The organism is Rhodanobacter sp. FW101-FHT13A11, from assembly GCF_058790335.1.
On sequence record NZ_JBYTCN010000011.1, the window covers coordinates 1 to 25,983 of the forward strand.

Annotated in this window: 22 protein-coding genes and 1 tRNA gene; 10 read left to right on the forward strand and 13 right to left on the reverse strand. The window is 69.7% G+C overall.

The genetic code is table 11. The features are described from left to right. Positions 1–274: 274 nt before the first annotated feature. Positions 275–350 (reverse strand) — tRNA-Ile (locus tag AC3WRN_RS12870). A 123-nt stretch (positions 351–473) separates the two neighbouring features. Here AC3WRN_RS12870 and AC3WRN_RS12875 point away from each other — a divergent pair. Continuing rightward, positions 474–845 carry a nuclear transport factor 2 family protein gene (locus AC3WRN_RS12875; protein WP_068094605.1) on the forward strand — a complete coding sequence of 124 codons (372 nt, stop codon included), beginning with the start codon at positions 474–476 and terminating at the stop codon, positions 843–845. Between the two features lie 72 nt (positions 846–917). Here the strand turns inward: AC3WRN_RS12875 and rpoD are convergent, their stop codons facing one another. After that, positions 918–2,795 (reverse strand): RNA polymerase sigma factor RpoD, encoded by a 1,878-nt coding sequence (gene rpoD / locus AC3WRN_RS12880; RefSeq protein ID WP_492623270.1) that lies wholly within the window; start codon positions 2,793–2,795, stop codon positions 918–920. Positions 2,796–2,962: 167 nt separating this feature from the next. Continuing rightward, complete coding sequence (gene dtd, locus AC3WRN_RS12885; RefSeq protein ID WP_068094340.1) at positions 2,963–3,403, reverse strand: D-aminoacyl-tRNA deacylase; 441 nt, start codon at positions 3,401–3,403, stop codon at positions 2,963–2,965. Between the two features lie 126 nt (positions 3,404–3,529). Here dtd and AC3WRN_RS12890 point away from each other — a divergent pair, with 126 nt between their 5' ends. Beyond that, positions 3,530–4,423, forward strand: a complete 894-nt coding sequence (locus AC3WRN_RS12890; RefSeq protein ID WP_492623271.1) for an LpxL/LpxP family acyltransferase — start codon at positions 3,530–3,532, stop codon at positions 4,421–4,423. 212 nt (positions 4,424–4,635) lie between these two features. Here the strand turns inward: AC3WRN_RS12890 and AC3WRN_RS12895 are convergent, their stop codons facing one another. The 4 genes from AC3WRN_RS12895 to AC3WRN_RS12910 all read right to left on the reverse strand — a co-directional run bounded on the left by AC3WRN_RS12895 (position 4,636) and on the right by AC3WRN_RS12910 (position 8,756). Beyond that, positions 4,636–4,962 (reverse strand): tetratricopeptide repeat protein, encoded by a 327-nt coding sequence (locus AC3WRN_RS12895; protein ID WP_492623272.1) that lies wholly within the window; start codon positions 4,960–4,962, stop codon positions 4,636–4,638. Continuing rightward, on the reverse strand, positions 4,959–6,683 hold the full coding sequence (locus AC3WRN_RS12900) for an ArnT family glycosyltransferase (RefSeq protein ID WP_492623346.1): 1,725 nt from the start codon (positions 6,681–6,683) through the stop codon (positions 4,959–4,961). The genes AC3WRN_RS12895 and AC3WRN_RS12900 overlap by 4 nt, the downstream gene beginning before the upstream one ends. Positions 6,684–6,768: 85 nt before the next feature. Beyond that, positions 6,769–7,800, reverse strand: a complete 1,032-nt coding sequence (locus AC3WRN_RS12905) for a CDP-glycerol glycerophosphotransferase family protein (RefSeq protein WP_492623273.1) — start codon at positions 7,798–7,800, stop codon at positions 6,769–6,771. 140 nt (positions 7,801–7,940) lie between these two features. Next, positions 7,941–8,756 (reverse strand): glycosyltransferase family 2 protein, encoded by an 816-nt coding sequence (locus AC3WRN_RS12910; protein ID WP_492623274.1) that lies wholly within the window; start codon positions 8,754–8,756, stop codon positions 7,941–7,943. A gap of 167 nt (positions 8,757–8,923) precedes the next feature. On the opposite strand from AC3WRN_RS12910, the gene AC3WRN_RS12915 reads away from it, so the two are divergent. The 3 genes from AC3WRN_RS12915 to AC3WRN_RS12925 are packed head-to-tail and all read left to right on the forward strand — an operon-like array spanning position 8,924 to position 11,672. Continuing rightward, positions 8,924–9,874 carry a UDP-glucuronic acid decarboxylase family protein gene (locus tag AC3WRN_RS12915; RefSeq protein ID WP_492623275.1) on the forward strand — a complete coding sequence of 317 codons (951 nt, stop codon included), beginning with the start codon at positions 8,924–8,926 and terminating at the stop codon, positions 9,872–9,874. Next, positions 9,871–10,797, forward strand: a complete 927-nt coding sequence (locus tag AC3WRN_RS12920) for a glycosyltransferase family 2 protein (RefSeq protein ID WP_492623276.1) — start codon at positions 9,871–9,873, stop codon at positions 10,795–10,797. The genes AC3WRN_RS12915 and AC3WRN_RS12920 overlap by 4 nt, the downstream gene beginning before the upstream one ends. Positions 10,798–10,817: 20 nt before the next feature. Beyond that, complete coding sequence (locus AC3WRN_RS12925) at positions 10,818–11,672, forward strand: glycosyltransferase (protein WP_492623277.1); 855 nt, start codon at positions 10,818–10,820, stop codon at positions 11,670–11,672. Here the strand turns inward: AC3WRN_RS12925 and AC3WRN_RS12930 are convergent. The 6 genes from AC3WRN_RS12930 to def form a co-directional block, all read right to left on the reverse strand. Then, complete coding sequence (locus tag AC3WRN_RS12930; RefSeq protein ID WP_492623278.1) at positions 11,660–12,661, reverse strand: glycosyltransferase; 1,002 nt, start codon at positions 12,659–12,661, stop codon at positions 11,660–11,662. The genes AC3WRN_RS12925 and AC3WRN_RS12930 overlap by 13 nt on opposite strands. A 12-nt stretch (positions 12,662–12,673) precedes the next feature. After that, complete coding sequence (locus AC3WRN_RS12935) at positions 12,674–13,927, reverse strand: O-antigen ligase family protein (protein WP_492623279.1); 1,254 nt, start codon at positions 13,925–13,927, stop codon at positions 12,674–12,676. Positions 13,928–14,090: 163 nt separating this feature from the next. Next, the gene (locus AC3WRN_RS12940) at positions 14,091–15,812 is read right to left on the reverse strand and encodes an ArnT family glycosyltransferase (protein WP_492623280.1); all 1,722 of its coding nucleotides are present in this window, start codon (positions 15,810–15,812) and stop codon (positions 14,091–14,093) included. A gap of 106 nt (positions 15,813–15,918) precedes the next feature. Next, a complete protein-coding gene (gene rsmB / locus AC3WRN_RS12945) occupies positions 15,919–17,220 on the reverse strand; it encodes a 16S rRNA (cytosine(967)-C(5))-methyltransferase RsmB (protein WP_492623281.1) in 1,302 nt (433 codons plus the stop codon). Continuing rightward, on the reverse strand, positions 17,217–18,143 hold the full coding sequence (gene fmt, locus AC3WRN_RS12950) for a methionyl-tRNA formyltransferase (protein ID WP_492623347.1): 927 nt from the start codon (positions 18,141–18,143) through the stop codon (positions 17,217–17,219). Before fmt ends, rsmB begins: the two co-directional genes overlap by 4 nt. Positions 18,144–18,154: 11 nt before the next feature. Further along, entirely contained in the window at positions 18,155–18,664 is a 510-nt protein-coding gene (def, locus tag AC3WRN_RS12955; protein ID WP_068094613.1) for a peptide deformylase, read from the reverse strand. 188 nt (positions 18,665–18,852) lie between these two features. Between def and AC3WRN_RS12960 the strand changes: the two genes are divergently transcribed. The 5 genes from AC3WRN_RS12960 (at position 18,853) to AC3WRN_RS12980 (ending at position 25,904) form a co-directional block, all read left to right on the forward strand. Continuing rightward, positions 18,853–19,974 (forward strand): LysM peptidoglycan-binding domain-containing protein, encoded by a 1,122-nt coding sequence (locus tag AC3WRN_RS12960; RefSeq protein WP_068094367.1) that lies wholly within the window; start codon positions 18,853–18,855, stop codon positions 19,972–19,974. Positions 19,975–20,066: 92 nt separating this feature from the next. Then, positions 20,067–21,233: a DNA-processing protein DprA gene (gene dprA / locus AC3WRN_RS12965; protein ID WP_492623282.1), complete on the forward strand. Its 1,167-nt coding sequence runs from the start codon at positions 20,067–20,069 to the stop codon at positions 21,231–21,233. 105 nt (positions 21,234–21,338) lie between these two features. Then, a complete protein-coding gene (locus AC3WRN_RS12970) occupies positions 21,339–23,822 on the forward strand; it encodes a DNA topoisomerase I (RefSeq protein ID WP_492623283.1) in 2,484 nt (827 codons plus the stop codon). Next, positions 23,823–24,395: an L-threonylcarbamoyladenylate synthase type 1 TsaC gene (gene tsaC / locus AC3WRN_RS12975; protein WP_492623284.1), complete on the forward strand. Its 573-nt coding sequence runs from the start codon at positions 23,823–23,825 to the stop codon at positions 24,393–24,395. A 135-nt stretch (positions 24,396–24,530) separates the two neighbouring features. Further along, the gene (locus AC3WRN_RS12980; protein WP_492623285.1) at positions 24,531–25,904 is read left to right on the forward strand and encodes an AMP-binding protein; all 1,374 of its coding nucleotides are present in this window, start codon (positions 24,531–24,533) and stop codon (positions 25,902–25,904) included. Positions 25,905–25,983: the final 79 nt, after the last annotated feature.

Below are 25,983 nucleotides of genomic sequence, written 5' to 3' on the forward strand. Positions count from 1 at the left end.
CGTTGTCTTCGTCATGTCGTTCTCCTTGCGTGGATTGAATCACACGGCAAGGGATACGTTTCTCGCGGGCAAGGTCAGGCGCTTCACGGCCAGCACCGTACAACCACCTAATTTTATACTTCTGATCCGCTCGGAAAGGCGGCTGCTTGCAATCGCCTAGCTTCTGGTGGCTCTACGCAATGGATGGCCACTTTATGCTTCCAACGAGATCATAAAGTGGCCAAAGTGGCCACTTTATGGTTTCCCGCACAAGTCGCACTCTCGGACAAATGTGTGGTGGGCCCACCAGGACTCGAACCTGGAACCAAAGGATTATGAGTCCTCTGCTCTAACCATTGAGCTATAGGCCCGCGCAAGGGCGGAAGTTTACCGTAGCGCGCCAGTCGTGCACGAAGACGACATGCCGCAAGTCGTGTGGTGACGTGATGGCTCGGGGCGTAGGCTGGTCATCCCCCCTAGGTCGGAGCATGCGCATGAACACCGAGGCGATCGCGAAACGGTTGGTCGAGTTGTGCCGTGAAGGCAAATACGAGGACGCGCAGCGTGAGCTGTATGCGGAGGATGCGGTGAGCATCGAGCCGGATGGCCTGCCGCCGGGCGCGCTGGGCAACGTGCGCGGGCTGGCGGCGATCTACGAGAAGGGGCGGCAGTTCAGCGCGATGATCGAGGCGGTGCACGGTGGCAGCGTGAGCGAGCCGGTGGTCGCGGAGAACTGGTTCAGCATCGCGCTGGCGATGGACGTGACGATGAAGGGCCGGGGCCGGACGAACATGAGCGAGATCTGCGTGTATCGCGTGCACGGCGGCAAGATCGTGCGCGAGCAGTTCTTCTACGACGTCGGCTGAGTGCGTACCCATGAAAACGAAGAAGCCCCGCATCGGCGGGGCTTCTTCGATGTTGCGATGACGCAGCAGTGATCAATCGACGTCGAGGAACGAACGCAGCTGTTCCGAACGGCTCGGGTGGCGCAGCTTGCGCAGTGCCTTGGCCTCGATCTGGCGGATGCGCTCGCGGGTGACGTCGAACTGCTTGCCGACTTCTTCCAGCGTGTGGTCGGTGTTCATGTCGATGCCGAAGCGCATGCGCAGCACCTTCGCTTCGCGCGGGGTGAGTCCGGCGAGCACGTCGCGCACGGTTTCCATCAGGCCGGTTTCGGTGGCCGAGTCGATCGGCGAGCTGGCGTTGCCGTCCTCGATGAAGTCGCCCAGGTGGGAATCCTCGTCGTCGCCGATCGGGGTTTCCATCGAGATCGGTTCCTTGGCGATCTTCAGTACCTTGCGGATCTTGTCCTCGGGCATGTCCATCTCCTTGGCCAGCTCCTCCGGCGTGGCCTCGCGGCCGAACTGCTGCAGCATCTGGCGGGAAATGCGGTTCAACTTGTTGATCGTCTCGATCATGTGCACCGGGATGCGGATGGTCCTGGCTTGATCGGCGATGCTGCGGGTGATCGCCTGGCGGATCCACCAGGTGGCGTAGGTCGAGAACTTGTAGCCGCGGCGGTATTCGAACTTGTCCACCGCTTTCATCAGGCCGATGTTTCCTTCCTGGATCAGGTCGAGGAACTGCAGGCCGCGGTTGGTGTACTTCTTGGCGATCGAGATCACCAGGCGCAGGTTCGCCTCGACCATTTCCTTCTTGGCGCGGCGGGCCTTCGCCTCGCCGCTGGCCATGGCGCGGTTGATGTCCTTGATGTCGGTGAGCGGCAGGAACAGCTTGCGCTCGATTGCGGCGAGCTTTTCCTGCTCGGCGTCGATCGCCGCGCGGTGGACCTTGATGTTCGGCGACCATTTCTGGCGCTTGCGGCTGAGCTCGGCCACCCACTCGAGGTTGCCCTCGTTGCTGGGGAACGCCTTGATGAACTCGGCCTTCGGCATCTTCACCTGCTTGACGAAGATGTCCATCAGCACGCGCTCGTGGTGGCGGATGTCGTTGACCACCTCGCGCAGCTTGCGCACGAAGCCGTCGATCAGCGCGCTGGGCAGCTTGAGTTTCAGGAACTCCTCGGCCATCAGGTCGCGCAGCTTGACGATCTTCCTGTCGGTGATGCTGGCGGCTTTAGGCGCGGCCTTCTGGAACTTGGCGTAATGCTCGCGCAGCAGCTCCATGCGGCGCTTGACCTCTTCCGGGTCGGGACCGCTGGGGCCGGCTTCTTCCTCGTCCTCGGTGGCGGTGTCGTCGTCGTCGGTGTCGTCGTCGTCGTCACCGACCTCGGGCTCGGGCGCCAGCAGGGCGGCGGCTTCCTTCTCCTTGCGGGCGAGGTCGGCGGCTTCCTCCAGGTCCAGGAAGCCGGCCAGGATCTCGCTGAGGCGGCGCTTGCCGTCCAGGTGCTGGTCGTATTCCTCCAGCAGCAGCTCGATGGTCAGCGGGAAGCTGGCCAGCGCGGTCTGCACCTGGCCCAAGCCTTCCTCGATGCGCTTGGCGATGGCGATCTCGCCCTCGCGGGTGAGCAGCTCGACCGTGCCCATCTCGCGCATGTACATGCGCACCGGGTCGGTGGTGCGGCCCACTTCGGAATCCACCGCGGAGAGCAGCGCCACGGCTTCTTCGGCGGCGGCTTCGTCGTCGGTGCTGCTGCCGGCCTTGTCGGCCAGCGGGTCGGTGTCCGGCGCGGCGTCGTGCACTTCGATGCCGACGCCCTTGAGCACCGCCATGATGTCTTCGATCTGCTCCGGGTCGACGATGTCGTCGGGCAGGTGGTCGTTGATCTCGGCGTAGGTCAGGTAGCCCTGCTCCAGGCCCTTGGAGATGAGCGCCTTGATTTCAGACTGTTGCTCGTGGGGAGCTTTGCTATTCATTCACCGACCGCCGCAGGGTTCAAGAACCGGACATTATAGCGATGTGCTGCTTTTTTGACCAGTTTTCAAGTGGAAAAAGGTCGTGGGAGGACACGCAAAAATCGCGCCAGATCGCGGTGTTGCCATGTCTCGCCGGCCTCGGCTTGGCGAAACACGCCACCCGCCGTTCAGCCGGTGTCGAGCCAGAAGGTCACCGGGCCGTCGTTCACCAGTTGGACCACCATATGGGCGCCGAAGCGCCCGGTTTCCACCCCGGGGTACGCGGCGCGGGCCAGCTCCAGCAGCCGTTCGAACCAGCGCCGGCCATGTTCGGGTGGTGCCGCGCTGGTGAAGCTGGGGCGCATGCCGGAACGGGTGTCGGCGGCCAGGGTGAACTGGCTGACCAGCAGCAGGCCGCCGCCGGTGTCGGCGAGCGAGCGGTTCATCTTGCCGTGGTCGTCGGCGAACACGCGGTAGCCGAGCAGGCGTTCCAGCATGCGTTTCGCCTGTGCCTCGCCGTCGTCGGGCTGCACCGCCACCAGGGCCAGCAGGCCGGGGCCGATCGCGCCGACCGTTTCGCCGCCGACGCCGACGCTGGCGGACAGGACACGCTGGATCAGGGCAATCATCTGTTCGGGATTCGGGATTCGGGATACGGGATTCGGGATTCGGGATTCGGGATACGGGATACGGGATTCGCAAGAGCATAAGCGATGGACGGCTGGCGGCGCGCGGCCCGCTACACTGGCGCCCCTATGCGCATCGACATGTACCTCATCTACCTGCTGCTGCGCCTGCTGGCGCTGCTGCCGCTGCGCGTGCTGCACGGCCTGGGCGCCGCCCTGGGCCGGCTGTTGCTGTGGCGTGGCGGCCGCACGGTGCACAACAGCGCGGCGAACCTGGCGATCGCGCGCCCGCAGCTGGACGGCGCGGCGCGGGCGGCGCTGCTGCGCGAGGTGCTGGCCGAAAGCGGCAAGTCGGCCAGCGAGATCGTCAAGGTCTGGGGCGCGGGCGCCGGGCGCGCGCTGGCGCTGGTGCGCGAGGTGCGCGGCGAGGCATTGCTGGACGCGGCGCTGGCCGCGGGCAAGGGCGTGATCATCGCCGCGCCGCACCTGGGCTGCTGGGAGCTGCTGAACTACTGGCTGTGCCGCAAGACGCCGATGGCGATCCTGTACCGGCCGCCGCGCATCGCCGCGATCGAGGGCCTGCTGCGCAAGGTGCGCGGCGCGCTGGCGCCGGAGCAGGTACGCGCCGACGGCGCCGGCGTGCGCACGCTGTACAAGCGGCTGGCCGCGGGCGGTACGGTCGGCATCCTGCCGGACCAGAAGCCGCGCGCGGGCGAGGGCCAGGTCGCGCCGTTCTTCGGCCGCGACGCGCTGACCATGGTGCTGCTGCCGCGGCTGGCCGCGCGTACCGGGGCGACCGTGCTGTACGCGTTCGCCGAACGGCTGCCGCGCGGCGCCGGCTACCGCATCCACCTGCTGCCGGCGCCGGGCGGGCTGGCCGACGCCGACCTGGGCGTGGCCTGCGGCGCGCTCAACCGGGGCGTGCAGGAATGCGTGGAGCTGGCTTTCACGCAGTACCAGTGGCAGTACAAGCGCTACTCGGCGGATGGCCTGGTTAGCCCGTACGACCGCCCGAACGGGTAGGAGCGCACCCTGTGCGCGAATGCTCTTGGTTGTAATCAACCCTCAAAAGCATTCGCGCACAAGGTGCGCTCCTACAGCTTCGTAGGGCGGACATTGTCCGCCGCCCTCGGCCGTGGCGCATCGTCGAAGAGCCGGCGGACAGTGTCCGCCCTGCGAAGCCAAGGCAAGGGCATCGCGCACGACCGAAGGAAGTCCCTTGTGGACGGGGCGCGCTACCGCTGGCCCTTCTCCAGCCGGCGCAGGAACACGCCCATTTCCTTCTCGGCCTGCTTGTCGCCGCGCCGGGCGGCGGCGGCGATGCCGCTGCGCCAGGCGTCGGCGGCGGCGATTTCGTCGCCGTGGGCCAGGCAGGCCTTGCCGAGCAGCTTCCATGCCGCCGAATAGGTCGGATCGAAGCCGAGCGCGCGGCGCAGTTCGTCGACCGCGGCGCCGGCGTCGCCTTCGGCTAGCAGCGCGCTGCCCAGCGAGAAGCGCAGCAGCGCGCCGTCGCGCGGGCCGCCGCATTGCTGGCGCAGGCTGGCGATCAGGTTCGCGCTCATGGCTGGGTGCGGTAGCGCCAATCGTCGGTCGGGTAGACCCGGGTCGGCTGCGCGGGTTCGGGCGGGGTGTGGCCGCTGCGCAGGTCGGCCAGCGAGACGGCGGGCCAGGCCACCAGCCAGGAGGAGCGGAACGGCTGCGCCAGCAGGGCGTAGCGCAGGTCGTTCGCGTCCGGCCTGTGCACGTGCAGCACGATCACGCCGTCCGGGTGGGCGCGGGCGAAATCCTGGATGGCCTGGTCACCGAACAGTTCGCTGATCGGCCGGGTCAGCCGCCCCTCGAAATGGAACTGGCCTTCGTAGTTGCCGGTGTAGGCGAGCGGGTGGCCGGCCTGTTCGGCGGCGCCGAGCAGGTGGGCGATCGGGCGCAGGTCGAAACGTGGCCACAGGGTCAGCGTGAACAGCGCGTTGAGCGCGAGCACGCCGACCAGCCCGGCCACCGCCAGCCGGCGCAGCTCGCCGCGGCCGCGCAGCAGCAGCAGGCCGCCGAGCAACAGGAACACCACGCTGAAGTAGCGGCTGTACGGCGCCGCCGAGTCGACCCACTCGCCGTGCAGGCGGTTGCTCGCCACCAGCAGCGGCAGCATGAACAGCGCCACGGCGAACGCGATGCCGCCCACGCCCAGCGGCCAGGTGCCGAGCCAGCCGTTGTCGGCCAGGTGCGGCCGGCGCTCGCGCAGCACGGCGATCGCGCCGGCCATCAGCAGCGCGGCGCCGGCGAGTTCCGGCAGCGGGTAGTACAGCTGCTTGCCGCTGATCAGCGAAAACACCACAAAGGTGGGCAGCAGCCAGCACAGCGCAAAACGCAGGCCCGGTTCCAGCGGCCGGCGCAGGCCGGCCACGGCCACCCAGATCCGCGGCCAGCCGCTGAACGGGAACAGCATCAGCGGCAGCCACAGCAGGTAGAACCAGAACGGCTCGGCGTGGTTCTGCAGGTCCTTGCCCGCGGCCAGCTTGTCGACCACGCGGCCGGCGGTCTGGGTGAAGAACAGCCGTTGCCGGTACGCCTCGCCGCCGGAGAAGCCGGCCGGCAGCGCCCATGCCAGCAGCATCGCGCCGCCGAGCAGCAGCGCCAGCGCGCCGCGGCCGTACCAGCCCGCGCGATGGCGGTCGGCCCAGTCGTTCCACAGCGGGCCAAGCAGCCATGGAAACGCCACGTGCAACAGCATCACCGGTCCCTTGGTCAGCAGTCCCAGGCCCACGCACACGCCGAACAGCAGCCAGCGCGGCTCGGCCCGCTGCGTCTTCGGGGTCAGGCACAGCAGGGCGGCGAGCGCCCACGCGGCCAGCAGCACGTCGTACATGATCTGCAGGCCGAACAGGAACGCGTAGCCGAACGCCAGCAACATCCACGGCGTCGCCTTGGCCATCCACGGCCGGTTCGGGAACAGCCGCCGCGCCAGCAGCGAGGCCAGCACCAGCTGCGCGCCGCCCACCAGCACCTCGAGCACGCGCGGCCACGCGTCGCTGACGCCGAACGCGAACCAGCCGGCATGGATCAGCCAGAACAGCAGCGGCGCCTTCTCGCTGTACGGCTGGCCGTTGATGTGCGGCACCAGCCAGTGGCCCTGGTTCCACATCTCCCAGGCCACCGCCAGGGTGCGGGTGGAATACAGCGGCATCGGCCCGTGCGAGAAGATCGCCAGCAACGCCACGGCGGCCCACAGCGGCAGCCAGGGCCAGACGGCGCGCAGTTGTTCGGAACGGCTGTAGGAGGGGCTCAATGACACGGGCAGGCTCTTGGCGGGCTGGAGACGGATTCTAGACTGCGCGAGGCGGCGGCAAGGCAACCGGGCCCGGGCGCCCGGCTCAGGCCGGGCCCCAGTAGCCGATGCGCCGGCGGATCTTCAGCTTGCGCCACAGGTTCAGCGGCTTGCGCCGGCGGTTGCGCGCGCCGGCGGCAACGAAGCTGTCGATCGCGTCCAGCACGCGTTCGCTGGAGCGGCCGTCGCGGTAGGGGTGGATCGCGTCGGCGTACCCGCGGATCGCCTGCAGCAGTTCCGGTGGACGCGCCAGCGCGCGCTCGATCGCGCTCTCGAACTGCGCCGGGTCGTCGATGTCGATCAGCTGCGGGCCGGGCCGGCGGTTCCTGAACGTCACCACCGGCTTGCCGGTGAGCAGGAACTCGTTGAGCGCCGAGGAGGTGTCCGAGCACATCATGTCCACCTGCGGGAACAGCTCCAGGATGTTGTCGTTCCCGGCGAAGCTGAGGTACTCGTTCTGCAGCGCCTTGAACTTCGCGGTGGTGTCGGGGTTCATCTTCGGGTGGAAAGTGACGATCCAGCGCCAGCGGCCGTCGCGCGACAGCCGCTTCACTTCCTCGTACAGCGTCTCCGCCGCGCTCCACGAGGGCGAGAAGGTGGAGTGGTACAGGATCACCGGCGGCCGGCGCACCGGCGGCAGCGGGCCGGTGATCTCCTTCATGAAGGGGTCGAGCTTGGGGAAGCCGGTCTCGATGACGCTGAAGTGGCCCACCTTGTCGGCGATCGCCTGGAACTGCGCGGTGTCGCGCGGGCCGGTGGTGCAGTACAGGTCGAAGAAGCCGCGCACGTAGATGTGCCGCGGCTTGCCGGCGTCGAAGCCATGGAAGGTCTCGACCTTCACGCCGGGAAAGAAATGCGGCACCGCGTTGGACGAGGTGATCACCGCGAGCGGCCGCCACGCGCGCACCTCGGCCACCGTCAGCAGGCGCTCGCCGGCGACCAGGTCTTCCGCGCCGGGGCCGTCGAAGAACCAGGCGGCCTCGTCGCCGCGGGCGCGGATCGCCTCCTGCAGCGGGCGCAGGATGGCCAGCGCATAGCGCTCGGAACCGTAGAGGAGGTAGTGCTTTTTGGAAGACATCGCGGGATTTGGAATCGTGAAGTGTGCTTGACACAGTTTATGGCCAGCCCTGACACCCTCTCCTCAATCCTCTCCCGGTGGGAGAGGAGGCGAAGGTGCCGTGCGGTTTCGTTGCCTCGTGCATTGCGGTGGACTTGTGTTCAGCGATCTATGTGATGTTTGTTCAATAAATCGGTCGCATCCGCGACCGATTTGGGGTTGTTGACCATCTCGTAGTAGCGCATGCGCTTGTACAGCGCGTAGCTGGCCGCGGTCTGCGCGATCAGGAAGCCGCGCCAGCCGTCCAGGAAGGCCAGCCGGAACAGGTAGTCCTTGACGAAGGCCAGCAGGTAGACGAACGGCGCCTGCCACATCCGCACCGGCTTGCCCTTGTCCAGCCAGTCGCGGCATTTCAGCTCGGCGTAGCGCAGCACCTTCAGCTGCTTGTGCGGCAGGGTCGGGTTGTTGGCATGGTCGAACGGGGCGCGCAGGGTCGGCGCGGCGCCCTCGAAACGCAGCGATTCGTGCACCCGCGCGTCGCTCCAGCGCGCGCGGCCGCGGTGGTACAGCCGCGCCAGCTTCTCGCCCACCGACGGGCGGTACCAGCGCATCGGCCGCCCCATGTAGATCGTGCGGCGGCGCAGATACGCCGCCGGCGCGGCGCCGGCCATCAGTGCCGGCAGGCGCTGCTGCAGTTCCGCGGCGAGTTCCGGGCTGAGGTATTCGTCGGCGTCCAGCACCAGGATCCAGTCGTGCGTGCACTGCGTGGTGGCGAAGTTGCGCTGCGCGCCGAAGCCCAGCCAATCCTGGTGCACCACGCGCGCGCCGCGCGCCTGCGCGATCGCCACGGTATCGTCGTCGCTGCCGGAGTCGACCACCAGCTTCTCGGCCGCGAACGGCACGCTGTCCAGGCAGCGCGCGATGCTCCCGGCCTCGTTGCGGGTGATGACGGCAAGGGTCAGCGGCAGGGTGGGCATGCGCGGATTCTAGCCGAAGCCCGTGCCGGCTCCGGCCGCGCCGGGCGGGACGGATTTCCCGTTCAGCCGGGCCGGTCGCATCCTCGCGGGGAAATTCATGACAATATTTGTCAACTTGCGACCGGCCGGGCCTCGCTGCCTGTTCTCCCATCCATCATCGGCATGCCATGAAACGAACCCTCGTCACCGGTGGTGCCGGATTCCTCGGATCGCACCTGTGTGATCGCCTGCTTCGCGACGGCCACGACGTGCTGTGCGTGGACAACTTCTTCACCGGCAGCAAGCGCAACGTGGCGCATCTGCTCACGCATCCGTACTTCGAGCTGATGCGGCACGACGTGACCTTCCCGCTGTACGTGGAGGTGGAGCGCATCTTCAACCTGGCCTGCCCGGCCTCGCCGGTGCACTACCAGCACGACCCGGTGCAGACCACCAAGACCAGCGTGCACGGCGCGATCAACATGCTGGGCCTGGCCAAGCGGGTGAAGGCGCGCATCCTGCAGGCCTCCACCAGCGAGGTGTACGGCGACCCGGAGGTGCACCCGCAGGTCGAGGGCTACTGGGGCAGGGTGAACCCGATCGGCATCCGCAGCTGCTACGACGAGGGCAAGCGCTGCGCCGAGACGCTGTTCTTCGACTACTACCGCCAGCACGCGCTGGACATCAAGGTGGTACGCATCTTCAATACCTACGGCCCGCGCATGCATCCGAACGACGGCCGGGTGGTGAGCAACTTCATCATGCAGGCGCTGCGCGGCGAGGACATCACCATCTACGGCGACGGCAGCCAGACCCGCAGCTTCTGCTACGTCGACGACCTGATCGAGGTGATCGTGCGCATGATGGAATCCGAACGCGGCTTCACCGGCCCGGTGAACATCGGCAACCCGGTCGAGCACACCATGCTGGAACTGGCCGAGAAAGTGATCGCCCTGGCCGGCGGCCGCTCGAAGCTGGTGTACAGGCCGCTGCCGTCGGACGACCCGCGCCAGCGCCAGCCGGACATCGGCGTGGCCCGCGACCGGCTCGGCTGGCAGCCGACGGTGGCGCTGGAGGACGGCTTGAAGGAAACCATCGGCTACTTCCGCCGGCTGCTGCAGGACGGTGCGGCGGCATGACCGGCTTTGCGGTCGTCATCACCAGCTACAACTACCGCGAGTTCGTCGGCCTGGCGATCGACGACGCGCTGGCGCAGACCCGCGCACCGATGCAGGTCATCGTGGTGGACGACGGCTCCACCGACGGCACCCCGGCCCACCTGCGCGAACGCTACGGCGCCGACCCGCGGGTGACCTTGCTGTGCGGAGACAACGGCGGCCAGCTCAGCGCGTTCCAGCGCGGCATGGCCCAGGTGCGGGCCGACGTGGTCTGCTTCCTCGACGCCGACGACCGCTGGGAGCCGGATTATCTCGCGCAGCTCGGCGCGCTCTACGACGCGCGCCGCGACATCGACTTCGTGTTCTCCGACATGCAGCTGTTCGGCGACGAGCAGCGCTGGATGGGCTGGGGCGGACGCTCGCAGGACCTCGGCTTCACCGTGATCAGCACCTACATGCTGATGCACTGGTACGGCGCGCCGACCTCGGCGTTGTCGATGCGTGCCTCGTGGGCGCGCCGCACGCTGGAACTGCCCGCGCATCTCATCGGCACCTGGCGGCTGTCCGCCGACAACTGCCTGGTGTTCGGCGCCAGCGTGCTGGGCGCGCACAAGTACTACCTGCGCACCGGCGCCGTGCGTTACCGCATCCACGGCAAGAACGGCTGGTGGGGCAGGCAGACGCCGGCCAGCCGCTACCTCAACCGGTTCCATTCGCGCTGCCTGATCGAGACCTACGCCCAAAGCATCGGCCTGGACGAGCGCTGCGTGGAAAGCGCCAAATTCGAGTTCCGCACCAAGCCGGACCCGACCTGGAAGGAGGCGAAGCGCTACGCGAAACTGGCGCGGCTGCGCCGTGGCTCGTGGTTGGCCAACCAGGAACGCGCGCTGGCGATCCTGTGGTCGGCGCTGTGGCGCCGCCGCCGCGCGCCCGACGAGTCATGAGGCCGGACGGGATCGCCGCGATGCGCATCAGCGTTGCCGTCATCACCTACAACTGGCCCGAGGCGCTGGCGCTGGTGTTGCGCGCGCTCGCGGCACAGACCGAGCTGCCCCACGAGGTGATTGTCACCGACGACGGCTCGCAACCGGCCACGCGCGAACTGCTCGAGCGCATGGCGCGGGACTATCCGCTGCGCCTGGTGCACCTGTGGCAGCCGGACGACGGCGCGCGCATGAGCCGCGCGCGCAACCGCGCGATCGCCGCCGCGCAGGGCGACTACGTGATCCTGCTCGACGGCGACATGGTGGCCGAGCCGCACTTCGTCGCCGACCATCGCGCGTTCGCGCGCCGCGGCTGTTTCGTGCAGGGCTCGCGCGTGCTCACCGACGCCGCGCTGACCCGACGCATGCTGGAACGGGAGGTGGCGATGCCGGGCTTCTTCAGCCGCGGCATCGAGCGCCGCCGGCACACCCTGCGCCTGCCGCTGCTGGCGCGCTGGTATGCCCGGCCCGGCACCAAGCGGCGCGGCATCAAGAGCTGCAACATGGCGTTCTGGCGCGACGACCTGCTGCGCGTGAACGGCTTCAACGAGACGATGACCGGCTGGGGCCGCGAGGACACCGAGCTGGCGCTGCGCGCGTTCCATGCCGGCCTGCTGCGGCGCGAGCTGCGTTTCAGCGGGCTGGCCACGCACCTCTACCATCGCACCCGCAAGCACGTGGTCGGCAACCCGAACGACCGCATCGTGGACGACACCCGCGCACGCGGCCTGGTGCGCTGCGAATTCGGCGTCGACCGGCACCTGGCCGAGTTTGCCGTGCCGCCGGTCGACCTGCGCGAGCTCGTGCGCGGGCGCGACGCCGGTCAGAGCAGCTGACGCAGGACCGCGTCCAGCCGCGCGGCGAAGGCCGCCTCGTTCGCGGTGAACCACGCCCGCGCCTGCTCGCCCAGCGCCACGCGCTCCTGCGCGGGCATCGCCAGCAGGCGTTCGACCTCGGCCTCCAGCGCCGCGTCGTCGAACTGGTGCCGGGCGGCCAGGTTGAATGTGCCGGTGGCGCGGGTCTTTACCAAGGCGCCGCGCATCGCGGTGACCAGTTCGTTCATCGGCGGCGCGTCGCAGGTGATCACCACCGCCTTGCAGCTCATCGCCTCGGCGATGTAATGGCCCCAGCCCTCGGTTTCCGACAGGCACAGGTGGAACAGGTGCGCGTTCTGCAGTCGCCGGACCTCGTCCACGCTGTCGAGGTAGCCGATCCGGTGTTCGAGGTTGGCGGGAACGGGGTCGGTCAGGCGGGTCGCGGTGCGCGGCGACTGCAACACCAGCAGTTTCGGCCATTCCGGGTGCCGCCGCCACAGCGCCAGCAGCCGTTGCGTGCCCTTCATCCGGCTGGCGCCGGCCAAGTGCAGGAAGGTCGGCTGCCGCGGGATTTCCGGCTGCAGGCAGTCGGTGCTGCGGAAGCCGATGTGCAGGGCGCGGCAGCCGCGCGCGGTGAACAGCTCGACGGCGTAGCGGGTCTTGCACAGGATCGCATCGTAGCGGCCCAGGTGGCGCTGGCTGCGCGGTGACAGCCATTCCGGGTTCGGCACCAGCAGGTTCAGCCGGGCCAGCCCGAACCAGTCCGGGCGCACGTGTTCCAGCGCGATGTTCGCGTCGTACAGCGCGAGCCGGCGGTCGGCATGGCGCAGCCGCCGCCACCACAGGCGCAGGCGCATCCGCCACGCCTGCCAGCGGCCGTCGTGCCGGCGCGGCCCCAGCCGGGTCACCTCGACCTGGTGGCCGAGCGCGCGCAGCGCGTCGGACAGCAGCCGGATGTCGTGGCTGAGACCGCGCTGGTTGTCCCATGCGAGCAGATTGATACGAGCCATGGCGGGTCGGGGTCAGTGGGGCGGGGCGTTGCGCAGCTGACGGCCGATGCTGACGGCCAGACCCAGTACGAGGAACAGGTAGAGCGACTGCGGCATGGCCCGGTACAGCACGTTGTCGCTGAACGCGCACAGGACATACATGCCGACCACGATCAGCCCCGCCGCCGCATCGGCGGCGACCGGCTCCTGCGGATGGCCGAGCCGGCGGCCGAAGAAGACCAGCGGCACGGCGAACAGCAGCAGCAGCACGAGCAGGGCGGGCATGCCACCAGCCACCATCGACTCGAGGTACTCGCTGTGCGGGTGCACGTAGCCGGCGATCGACGCGCTGGCCTTGCCGGCCGCGACCTGTTCGCGCGCGTACACGCCGAACTGGTCCAGGCCGATGCCGGCCAGCGGATGCTCGCGGAAGGCCTGCCAGGCGACGCGCCACATCTCCAGTCGCTCGCCGATCGCGCCGCTGGTGGCGCTGGCGGCGCCATCGCCGTAGCTGGCGACTTCGGCCGGAACATTGGCCAGCCGGTCGACCATCTCCCGGTGCAGCGTGGCGGTGACCGTGAGCATGCCGGCCACGGTCACCGCGAACAGCACGAGCGCGCGGCGCCAGTGGCGCGAATGCGCGCAGTACCACGCCACCAGGCTGAGGTAGACCGGGGCGAAGGCCAGCAACGGCCCGCGGCTCTGGGTCAGCACCGCGCCGTACAGGCCCACCACCACCGCGGCGATGTGCAGCCAGCGCAGCCGGCGCGGGGTGGTCGGGCGCAGCGCCTGCAGCGTCGAAAGCAGCACCATGATCAGCAGGAACATCGCGAACTCGACCGCGGCCCAGTCGCCGCCATTCAGCCCGAAGGGCCGGTCGACGCCCTGCACGTAACGCTGGTGGATGGCGGCCGCGCCGAGTATCAGGGCGGTCAGGCTGATCCCGACGTCGATCACGCTCCGCCTGAGCGGCAGGCTGAACACGGCGGCGATCGCCAGGAACAGCAGGGTCTGCGCCGGCAGGTCGATCGCGGGCCAGTCGAGCCGATGCCCGAGGAAGTTGCCGAGGTCATACACCAGGCGCAATGCGCAGACGGCGGCCACCGGCCACGCCAGGCGATAGGCGCGGCGGGATTCCGGGCGCGTGGCCAGCAGCACGAGGCCGGCGACGAACAGCAGCGCCATCGGCACGGCCTTGTGGCGGCTCGAGACGGCGAAACAAAGCGGCATCACCGCCAGCAGCGATGATGCCGTCCAGACTTGCCATGAAACCGGATGTGCGCGCACGTGATGAACCTGTCGAACCAACACCTACTCCCTGTCCGCTCATGCTAACGGCGCGGCGCCACCGACGCGGCCTGCATGGCACATCCCTGTACCGCGGAGGTTCATCCGGGTTGTGTATGGCCGCCGTGAACGATACATCTTACTGCCCCTGCGGGCCGCGGTCTCAGGGCTGATCGTCGGCATCCTGCTCCGCGCTCGCGCCGGGCACGCAGCCGGGTAGCACCGCGTCGGTCCGGAACAGCCACCATTCGCGGCGGTTGGCATGGCCGACGTAGGTGGCGCGGCGGCGATCCACGCAATCGCCCATCGCCTCGTCGAGGCTGAAGATCCAGCGCTGCGCCGGATCGGCCCGCAGCCAGGCCACCGCGTCGGCGTACTGCTGCGGCCACGGCTTCAGGAAGCCGAACTCGGCGACCGGGCCCTGCGCCATCAGCAAGTTCTGCTCCTTCCAGGCGAGCAGGCCGATGGTCGTGTCCGGGCCGGCGATGGCGCGCGCCCGCACCATCACGTCGCGCGCCGAACGGTCGCCGTTGAGCATCGGGTAACCCCACAGGCCGTACACGCTCCACAGCACGCCGGCGAACAACAGCCAGCCCAGCGGCGCGCGGCGCACCCGGGTGAACGCGACAACGACGAGGCCGGCCACGCCGATGGCCAGCAGCATCCACCAGATGCGCGGGTCGAGGCTCTCGCCCAGCTTCACCGCCCAGGCCGGATGGCGATGGACCGCCCAGGCCGCGGCCACGGCCAGGCCGCCGGCCAGCAGCGCGGTCAGCGCGAACACCGCGAGGCGCACGCCGCGCCGGCGCAGCAGGCCGGGCAGCAGCGGCGCCAGCGCCAGCACGGTCATCGGCAGCGCCGGCAGGATGTAGACGTCGCGCTTGCCCGGGCTGAACGAGAAGAACAGCAATACCAGCACGATCCAGCCCAGCGGCAGCAGGAAGCGCGCGTCGCGCCGCTGCAGCCGGCGCCACCATGCCGGCAGCGCCCACGGCAGCAGCAGCGACAGCGGCAGCCAGTCGGCGACGATGATGCCGAGGAAGTAGAACGGCGAATGGAGGTGCCCGGGCGGCGTGGCGTAGCGGTGCACGGTCTGCCCGAACAGGATGTTCTGCACGTACTCGGCGTGCTGCGGGTCGCCGTCGGCATGCGCCACCAGCAGCATCGGCAGCAGCCAGCCCAGGATCGGCACGAAGAACAGCGCCAGGGCGCCGGCCCAGCGCCAGCCGCCGGTGGGCAGCGCCAGCTGGCGCCAGCGGCCGCGGCGCGCCACGAGATAGGGGATCAGCATCAGCAGCGCCAGCACGCCGACGCCCTTGGTCGCCACGCCCACCCCGGCGAAGAAGCAGCCGGCGGCGAACCAGCGCCACGACGGCCCCAGCAGCAGGTGGCGCAGCAGGCCGTAGTTGGCCAGGGTGATCCAGCCCAGCAGCAGCGGGTCGATCTGTGCATTGCGCATCTGGTAGGTGAAGTGGATGGTGACCAGCAGCGTGGCCGTCGCCAGCAGCGCGCTGCGGTGGTTCCACAGCCGGCGCGCCAGGTCGTAGACCAGCGCCAGCGTGCCCAGCGCGGCGAGCAGCGAGGGCAGCAGGAAGGCGATGCGCCAGCTGCCGGTGAGGAAATGGCTGAGCGCCTGCAGCCACATGAACACCGGCGGCTTGTCCGGGTACAGCTCGTGGCCGCGATGCGGGAACAGCCACTGGCCGTGCTCGACCATCCATTGCGCCACCAGCGCGAAGCGCGGCTCGTCGGACGGCCACGGGTCGCGCAGGCCCAGCCCCAGGCCGAGCAGCAGCAGCGCGAACACGCCGAACAGCAGCAGCTCCGAGCGGGCGCTGCGCAGCCACAGCGGACGCGCTTGGGACAGGGGGAGGCAGGGCTTCACGGTCGGCGTTCCGGCGGCGGCGATCAGGGGTGCCGGCATCATATCCCGGCAGGTGGATGGCATTCGCGCCGGCGCGGCGGCCCGCCGCGAGCGGCCGGGGATTGCCTCAGTCCCGCTTCTGCAACACCGCGTAGTACATGCCGTCGAGGTCGCCGTCGCCGGGCAGGATCTGCCAGCCGACGGCGGCGGACTGCCCGGCCGGCAGGGTGAACGCCACAGCCTGCGCATCGGCCTGCGTGGCCAGCAATTCGCCCACGATCGCCTCGTTCTCCGCACGCAGCACCGAGCAGGTGATGTAGACCAGCCGCCCGCCCGGCGCCAGCAGCGGCCACAGCGCGGCCAGGATGCGGCGCTGCTGCGTCTGCATCGCGGCGATGTCGCTTTCGCGCCGGTGCAGGCGCACGTCCGGCCGGCGGCGCAGTACGCCGCTGGCCGAGCAGGGCGCGTCGATCAGGATGCGATCGAACGGCCGGCCGCTCCACCAGCCCTTCGGCGCGCCGGCGTCGCCGGCCACCACTTTCGCGTCCAGACGCAGGCGCATCAGGTTCTGGCGGATGCGTTCGACGCGCGCGGCGTCGAACTCCAGCGCGGTCAGCTCGATGTCGGCGCGTTCGAGCAGGTGGCAGGCCTTGCCGCCGGGCGCGGCGCAGGCGTCCAGCACGCGCAGGCCGTCGCGCAGCTCGGCGAGGTCGGCGGCCACTTGGGCGGCACCGTCCTGCACCGCGAACAGGCCATCGTCGAAGCCGGGCATGCGGGTGACGTCGGTGCTGTGCGGCAGCACCAGCGCGTCGCCCAGCCACGGATGCGCGGTTGCCGTATAGCCGGCGGCCTGCAGTTGTGCGATCAGGGCTTCGCGCTCGCCGCGCTGGCGGTTGACCCGCAGCATCAGCGGCGGCTCGCGATTGTCGGCGGCCATCACCGCTTCGGCCTGCTGCGGCCAGTCGCGCTGCAGTGCGGCGGCCAGCCACGCTGGGTGCGCGTGGCGGGTCTGCGGTCTGGCGTCGAGCTTCGCGAGCAGGCTTTCGCGCTCGCGCTGCCAGCGCCGCAGTACGGCGTTGACCAGGCCGGCCAGCTGCGGCCGCTTGAGCGCACGCACCGCTTCGACCGTGGCGGCCACCGCGGCGTAGTCCTGCAGTTGGAGGATCTCCAACTGCACCAGGCCGAGCACCAGCAGCGCGTGTACCGCCGGGTCCTTGGGCCGCAGGGATTTTTCCAGCAGGCCGTCGACCGCGGGATCGAAGCGCAGCCACCAGCGCGCGCCTTCGCTGAGCAGGGCCATCAGCAGGGCACGGTCGCGCGGGTCGGCCAGTCGCGGCGCGGAACGCTCCATCACGTCACGCAGCGAGGCGCCGCGCAGGGCCACCTCGGCGAGCCCCTTGGCGGCCAAGGCGCGGGTATCGGTCTTCATCGGCGCTGACGCAATTCAGGACGGGCGTTGAGGTAGTCCATCGCACCGATGCGCTTGCCGCCGGCACGCTGTACCGCGGTGATGCGCAAGACGCCCTGGCTGCAGGCGATGTCGATGCCTTCGCGGCCGGTCGCCAGCACGCTGCCGGGAGCGGCGGAGTGATTGCCTTCGAGTGCGTGCGCCGCCCAGATCCGCAGCGTCTCGCCGGCGATCTCGCCCTCGGCCACCGGCCACGGGTCGAACGCACGTACCTGGCGTTCCAGTTCGGGCGCGCAGCGGCTGAAGTCGAGCTTCGCCTCGGCCTTGTCCAGCTTGTGCGCATAGGTCACGCCGTCGTCCGGTTGCGGCGTGGCGGCCAGCACCTCGCCGGCCAGCGTGCGACGCAGGCCTTCGGCCAGCACGTCCGCGCCCAGCGTGGCGAGGCGGTCGTGCAGCGAGCCGCCGGTGTCGCCGCCGCCGATCGGGGTGCGCCGTTCGAGCAGCACCGGGCCGGTATCCAGGCCGGCTTCCATCCGCATCAGGTCGACCCCGCTCTCGGCGTCGCCGGCGAGGATCGCGCGCTGGATCGGCGCGGCCCCGCGCCAGCGCGGCAGCAGGCTGGCGTGCACGTTCCAGCAGCCCAGGCGCGGGATCGCCAGCACCTTGCGCGGCAGGATCAGGCCGTAGGCCACCACCACCAGCAGGTCGGGGCGATAGCCGGCGAGCCGCTGCTGCACCTCGGCGGGCTTCAGCGATTCGGGCTGTTCCAGCGCAAGGCCGGCGGCCAGCGCGGCCTGCTTGACCGGACTGGGGGCGAGCTTGCGGCCGCGACCGGCGGGACGGTCGGGCTGGGTATAGACGGCCACCACCTCGGCGCCGCTGGCGCGGCAGGCCTCAAGGCAGGGCACGGAGAATTCCGGGGTGCCGGCGAAGACCAGCCGCAGGGGCTGTGGGTTCAAGCGCTGGCCGCCTGCTTGCGGTGCTTCTCCAGCCGCTTCAGCAGCAGGCTGCGTTTCAGCGGCGAGAGGTAGTCGACGAACACCTTGCCTTCCAGGTGGTCCATCTCGTGCTGGATGCACACCGCCAGCGGGCCCTCGGCCTCGACGACGACCTCCTTGCCGTCCGCGTCCCGCGCCTTCACCTTCACCCTCAGCGCGCGGGTGACGTCGGCGTACAGGCCGGGAAACGACAGGCAGCCTTCCTGGTAGACCTGCGAGCCGTCCTTTTCGAGGATCTGCGCGTTGACCAGCGCCAGCGGCTGGTTGCGCCCTTCGCTCATGTCGGCCACCAGCACGCGCTGGTGCACGTTGACCTGGGTGGCGGCGAGGCCGACGCCGTTGGCGGCGTACATGGTCTCGACCATGTCGGCGACGAACTGCTTCAGCTTCGCGTCGAACACGGTCACCGGTTCGGCGCGGGTGCGCAGCCGGGGGTCGGGGAATTCGAGAATGGACAGGATGGACATGGAAATCACCTCGGCGCCGAAAATGCGGGCGATTTGGTAAAAAGCCACCCTCGGAGCCATCTAGAATGTGCCTCATTGTACGTCGGCAAGCGTCCGAGTACAGACGATTTTTGCCAACCCGCGCCAGTTGCGCACGTTAACCATTCGGTTACACTCGACCGAGTTCTGGGAAGGGGGGATTCCCGCCAATGATCCGAAAAACTATCGTGTTGCTCGCCGGCATGCTGGTCACCGTGGCCGTGTATGCGGCGGGTGCGCAACTGCGAGCCGATCATCCCGACAGCTACACCGTGCGTCGTGGCGACACCCTCTGGGACATCTCCGCCAAGTTCCTGTCCAAGCCGTGGCTTTGGCCGGAAATCTGGCAGGCCAATCCGCAGGTGCGCAACCCGCACCTGATCTACCCCGGCGACGTGCTCAACCTGTCCTTCATCAACGGTCCGCGCCTGGGCCTGCAGCCGAGCGTGCATCGCGAGGGCGAGGCGGTGCCGGCGATCCCGCTGTCCGAGTTGAGGATGTTCCTCAAGGACATGCGGGTAATGGACTCGAAGGCGGTCAGTTCCGCGCCGTACGTGGTCGGCCTGGAGGAGTCCCGCTTGCGCGGCGCCGTCGGCCAGAACATCTATGTGCGCGGCCTGCAGGGCGAGCCGGGCCAGCGCTGGGCGATCGTGCGGCCGAGCCATGTGTTCCGCGGCTTCGACCAGAACGATGCGGCCCATGCCGATCTGGTCGCACATGACCTGGACAGCAACGCGGCGATGGTCCGCGCGCCGTGGCGCGAGGATTCCCGCAACGACGGCCACTACGGCAAGGGCGACGACCTCGGCGTCGAGGTCAGCGTGATCGGCACCGCCGAGACGCTGCGCACCGGCGATCCGGCCACGCTGCTGCTGCTCGGCGCCACCCAGGAGATCCGCAGCGGCGACCGCATCATGCCGGTCGACGACGCGCCGTACGACGCCTACTACTACCCGCACCCGCCGAAGTCGGTGCCGGCCAATGCCAAGGTGATCGGCTTCGCCGACGCGATGGACGCGGCCGGGTCGCGCCAGGTGGTGCTGCTGTCGGTCGGCGCGAAGGACGGCGTCGACAACGGCCAGACCTTCGCGATGTTCCAGCCCGGCGAGACGGTCCACGACGACGTGGCCAGCAACAGCTGGAACCGCGGCGTCGGCGAGACGGTGAAGCTGCCGGACGAGTACATCGGCCACGTGATGGTGTTCCGCACCTTCGACCGGGTCAGCTACGGCCTGGTGATGGACGGCCTGCGGCCGGTGCACGTCGGTTCCCGCCTGGTCATGCCGGAATAGGCGTCCGCGACCGACGTTGCGGCATCTGCCTACAGGACGGCGCGGCTTCCACCGCGCCGTTTCCTTTGCGGCCCGCTCCGTAAACTGCCGCCATGACCATGGACGATCCCGATGAACTGCGCGCCTGGCTGATCGCCCTGCGCACGCCCGGCCTCGGCCCGGGCGGGCTGCGCGAGCGGCTGGACGCGGCCGGCAGCGACATCCGCGCGGCGCTGGTGCAGCTGCGCCGCCATGCCGCGCGGCTGGGCGAGCCGGCGCAGGCCTGGCTGGCGCGACCCGACGAGGCGCGCCTGGCCGCCGACCTGGCCTGGCTGGCCGAGCCGGGACACCGGCTGCTGCGTTGCACGGAGGCGGATTTTCCGCCGCAGCTGGAACACATCCCGCAGCCGCCGGCCGTGCTGTTCGTGGCCGGCGACGCCAGCCTGCTGTTGCATCCCCAGGTGGCGATCGTGGGCGCGCGCGGCGCCAGCGCGGCGGGGTTGGCGCATGCGCGGACGTTCGCCCGTGTGCTCGCCGCGACCGGCTTCGCGATCACCAGCGGCATGGCCGACGGCATCGACGGCGCCGCCCACGTGGCGGCGCTGGACGCCGAGGCGCCGACCCTGGCCGTGGTCGGTACCGGCCCGGACCAGGTGTACCCGCGCAAGCACCAGGCACTGGCCCGGCGGATCGCCGCGCACGGCGCGCTGGTCAGCGAATTCCCGCCCGGCACGCCCGCGCGTGCCGATCATTTTCCGCGCCGCAACCGGATCATCGCGGGCCTGGCGCTGGGCACGCTGGTGATCGAGGCGGGCCTGCGTTCCGGCTCGCTGATCACCGCCCGGCTGGCCGCCGAACAGGGGCGCGAGGTGTTCGCCCTGCCCGGTTCCATCCATAATCCGCTGGCCCGCGGCTGCCATCGGCTGATCCGCGACGGCGCCCGGCTGGTCGAGGACGCCGCGGAAATTGTCGAGACATTGACGCCGGCTGCGCGCATGCTGGGCGGTGAGCTGGCCGCGCGGCTGCGTGAGGCTGGCGGCGGGGAGATCCGTTCCGGCAGCGTGGCCGGTGCCTCGCACGGGCTCGACGGGCATGGCGATGACCCCGGGTATCGGCGGCTTTTGACTGAACTTGGTCATGCGCCGACGACGTTGGACGAACTTGTGCAGCGTACCGGGCAATCGACGGCTGCGCTTTCCTCGATGCTGCTGATGCTGGAGCTGGAGGCGCGGGTCGAATGCCTGCCCGGCAACCGCTACCAGCGATTGCCCGGCGGCTGAGCCGCGCGGCGCGGTTTGCTTGACAGCCGCTGGCGCGGCGTGGTTTCAACTATATATATGCCCGGCACGGAAGCGCCGGTGGTTCACCTCTGGATACCCTGTTTCATGGCAAAAAACCTGCTCATCGTCGAATCGCCGGCCAAGGCCAAGACGATCAACAAATACCTCGGCAAGGACTTCCAGGTACTTGCCTCCTACGGTCACGTGCGTGACCTGAAGCCGAAGGAGGGCGCGGTCGACACCGAGCACGATTTCGCGATGGCCTACGAGGTGATCGAGCGCAACGAGAAACACGTGGACGCGATCGCCAAGGCGGCGAAGCTGGCCGACGACATCTACCTGGCGACCGACTTGGATCGCGAGGGCGAGGCGATCAGCTGGCATATCAGCGAGATCCTGAAGGAGCGCGGCCTGACCAAGGGCAAGCAGCTGCACCGGGTGGTGTTCTCCGAGATCACGCCCAAGGCGATCAAGGCCGCGGTGGCCGCGCCGCGCCAGCTGTCGCACGACCTGGTCGATGCGCAGCAGGCCCGCCGCGCGCTGGACTACCTGGTCGGCTTCAACCTGTCGCCGGTGCTGTGGCGCAAGGTGCAGCGCGGCCTCTCCGCCGGCCGCGTGCAGTCGCCGGCGCTGCGCATGATCGTCGAGCGCGAGGAAGAGATCGAGGCGTTCAAGGCGCGCGAATACTGGACCATCGAGGCACAGCTGAAACACGTTGACGGCGATTTCAGCGCGCGCCTCTCCAAGCTCAACGGCAAGAAGTTCGAGCAGTTCGACCTCACCAACGAGGCCGACGCGCAAGCCGCCCGCGACGCCTTGAAGCAGGCCGCGCGCGGCCGCCTCACGGTCAGCGAGGTCAGCTCGAAGGAACGCAAGCGCCGCCCGGCCGCGCCGTTCACCACCTCCACCCTGCAGCAGGAGGCCGCGCGCAAGCTCGGCTTCACCACCAGCCGCACGATGAAGGTGGCGCAGGGCCTGTACGAAGGCGTGGCGCTGGGCAGCGAGGGCAACGTCGGCCTGATCACCTACATGCGTACCGACTCCACCATGCTCGGCGACGACGCCGTGGCCGAGCTGCGCCAGCTGATCGCGCGCGATTTCGGCGGCCAGGCGCTGCCGGATGCGCCGCAGGTGTACAAGACCAAGTCGAAGAACGCGCAGGAAGCGCACGAGGCGATCCGCCCGACCTCGGCGCTGCACACGCCGAAATCGGTGGCGTCCTTCCTCAACGACGACCAGCGCAAGCTGTACGAACTGATCTGGAAGCGCACCGTCGCCTGCCAGATGATCCACGCCACGCTGAACACCGTCACCGCGGAATTCGCCGTGCGCGACGTGGCCGGCGGCGACGCCGCGTTCCGCGCCAGCGGCACCACCGTGGTCGACCCCGGCTTCCTTGCCGTGTACGAGGAGGGCCGCGACCAGAAGAGCGCCGAGGACGACGACGAAGGCCGCCGGCTGCCGCGGCTGGAGAAGGGCGAAGCGGTGCCGCTGCACGAGATCGTCGCCGACCAGCACTTCACCGAGCCGCCGCCGCGCTACTCCGAGGCGAGCCTGGTCAAGGCGCTGGAAGAGCACGGCATCGGCCGGCCGTCGACCTACGCCAGCATCATCCAGGTGCTGCAGAACCGCGAGTACGTGTTCCTCGACAGCCGCCGCTTCAAGCCCAGCGACGTCGGCCGCGCGGTCAGCAAGTTCCTCACCCAGCACTTCACCCGCTACGTCGACTACGACTTCACCGCGAAGATGGAGGACGAACTCGATGCGGTCAGCCGCGGCGAGGAAGCCTGGGTGCCGCTGATGGAGCGCTTCTGGCAGCCGTTCAAGCAGCAGGTGGACGAGAAGACCGAATCGGTCGACCGCAGCGAGGCCACCGGCGCGCGCGAGCTGGGCAGCGACCCGAAGACCGGCAAGCCGGTCTCGGTGCGGCTGGGCCGCTACGGGCCGTACGCGCAGATCGGCGACAAGGACCAGGACGAGAAGCTGCAGTTCGCCAGCCTGCGCGGCGGGCAGAGCATGCACACCATCACCCTGGCCGAGGCGCTGGAGCTGTTCAAACTGCCGCGCAAGCTGGGCCAGGCCGACAACGGCGACGAGGTGAGCGTCGGCGTCGGCCGCTTCGGCCCGTTCGTGAAGCAGGGCAGCACCTACGCCTCGCTCAAGCCCGAGGACGATCCGTACACGATCGAATTGCCGCGCGCGGTGCAGATCGTGCAGGAAAAAATCGAGATGCTGGCCAACCGCGTCATCCTCGACTTCGGCAACGGCGTGCAGGTGCTCAACGGCCGCTACGGCGCCTACATCACCGACGGCGAGAAGAACGCGCGCATCCCGAAGGAGCAGGAGCCGAAGGAACTGACCGAGGCGCAGTGCCTGGAACTGCTCGCCGCCGCGCCGGTGCGCAAGGGCCGCTTCGGCAAGAAGACCGCCGTGAAGAAAGCGGCCGCGAAAAAGGCCGCGCCGGCGAAGAAGGCTCCTGCCAAGAAGGCGCCGGCGAAGAAAGCCGCGGCGAAGAAGACGGCCGCGAAGAAGGCCGCCACGAAAAAGGCCGTCGCGAAGAAGCCCGCCGGCGGCAAGGCCGAGGCCTGAGTGCTGCAGCGCTTCACGCTCGCCGAGGTCGATGCCGCCGCCGCGCTGCTGCATGGCGGCGGCGTATTGGCCTATCCCACCGAAGCGGTGTTCGGGCTCGGCTGCGACCCGCACGACCAGGCCGCGTTCGCGCGCGTGTTCGCGCTGAAGCAGCGCCCGGCGACCCAGGGCGTGCTGCTGATCGCCGCGGATTTCGCCCAGGTCGAGCGCTACATCGAATTGGCGGCGGTGCCGGGCGAGGTGCTCGCGCAGGTGCGCGCGAGCTGGCCCGGCCCGCATACCTGGGTCTTCCCGCGCTCGGCCGCGGTGCCGGCCTGGGTCGCCGGCGCGCATGCCGGCATCGCGCTGCGGGTCACCGCGCACGAGCCCGCCGCCGCGCTGTGCCGCGCGTTCGGCGGTGCGCTGGTGTCGACCAGCGCGAACCCGCATGGCCGGCCGCCGGCGCGCGCGGCGCAGACCGTGGCGGACTATTTCGATGACGCGCTGGACGGCCTGCTGGATGCCCCGCTGGGCGGCCAGGCCAGCCCCACGGTGATCCGCGATGCGCTATCGGGCGCTATCATCCGCGCCTGAGCGCTCGGGGGAGCGCTCAGGCCCATGCGTCAGCTGAACCGCCGTAAGACGTCGGCGGCAGCCGTTCATGCCGCCGTTCATCGTATGGCGCGATGCTGCCGGCCGTGACGAATCGAAGATCAGGGAGACCGCAGTTTGGCCATCGTTTACGACACCTACCAGCGCGAGGCGCCGTCGCGGCTGCCGCTGCTGGGCGCGGTCGATCCCGCGCGGATCGTGGCCTGGCGCAGTGGCGCCCCGGTCGATGCCGCGCGCTTCCTGGCGCAGGTGCGCGCCGTGGCCGCCGTGCTGCCGACCGCGACCGCCGCGGTGAACCTGTGCGAGGACCGCTACGCGTTCCTGGTCGCGTTCTGCGCCATCGCGCTGCGCGGCCAGGCCAACCTGCTGCCGTCCTCGCGCGCACCGCAGGCGGTGGACGAGGTGATGGCGGCGCATCCGGGCTGCTACGCGCTGGGCGAGCAGGCGCTCGATCCGGCCCCGCGGGGCTACCGGCAGCTGCCGCCGCTGGAAGCCGCGTCGCCGCTCGAGCTCGATGCGGCGTGGCCGTCGATCGCGGCCGGCCAGGTGGTGGCGGTGGGCTACACCTCCGGTTCCACCGGTACGCCCAACGCGAACCCGAAGACCTGGGCCAGCTTCCACGCCAGCAACGCCGGCAACCTGGCGATGCTGCGTGGCGCTGCCGGTGCGCATTTCGAAGTGGTCGCCACGGTGCCGCCGCAGCACATGTACGGCATGGAGATGTCGGTGCTGCTGCCGCTGCTGGGTGGCGTAGGCGTGCATGCCGGGCGGCCGTTCTTTCCGGCCGACGTGGCCGCTGCGCTGGCCGAGGTGCCGGTGCCGCGCGTGCTGGTGACCACGCCGGTGCACCTGCGTGCGCTGGTCGACTCCGGCATCGCGCTGCCGCCGGTCGCCGCCATGCTGTCGGCCACCGCGCCGCTGCCGGTGGAGCTGGCGCAGGCCGCCGAACGGCGGTTCGGCGCACCGCTGCTGGAAGTGTTCGGCTCCACCGAGACCTGCGTGTTCGCCAGCCGTCGCCCCACCGTGGACGAGGACTGGTCGCTGTACGACGGTGCCAGCCTGCATCCGCAGCCGGACGGCACGATGGTGGAGGCACCGCAACTGGCCACGCCGGTCACCCTGGCCGACATCGTCAGCCTGTCCCGCGACGGGCGCCGCTTCCGCCTGCGCGGCCGCCATGCCGACATGCTGGAGATCGCCGGCAAGCGCGCCTCGCTGGGCGACCTCACCCGGCGCCTGCTGGCGATTCCCGGCGTGCAGGACGGCGTGGTGTTCCAGCTCGGTGACGGCGATGCGCTGGGCGTGCACCGGATCGCCGCGCTGGCGGTCGCGCCGGGGCTGGACGAGCACGCCATCCTCGATGCGCTGCGCCGCGCGATCGACCCGCTGTTCCTGCCGCGCCCGCTGAAACTGGTGCCGGCGCTGCCGCGCAACGAGACCGGCAAGCTGCCGCGCGCGGCGCTGCTGGAGCTGCTGCACCGGCACGACTGAGCGCGCCGCGGTTTCGCGGGCGGTGCGGCGCAGCCGCTACAATGCGCGACTGCGCCGCGTGGCGGTGCGCGAATTCCCG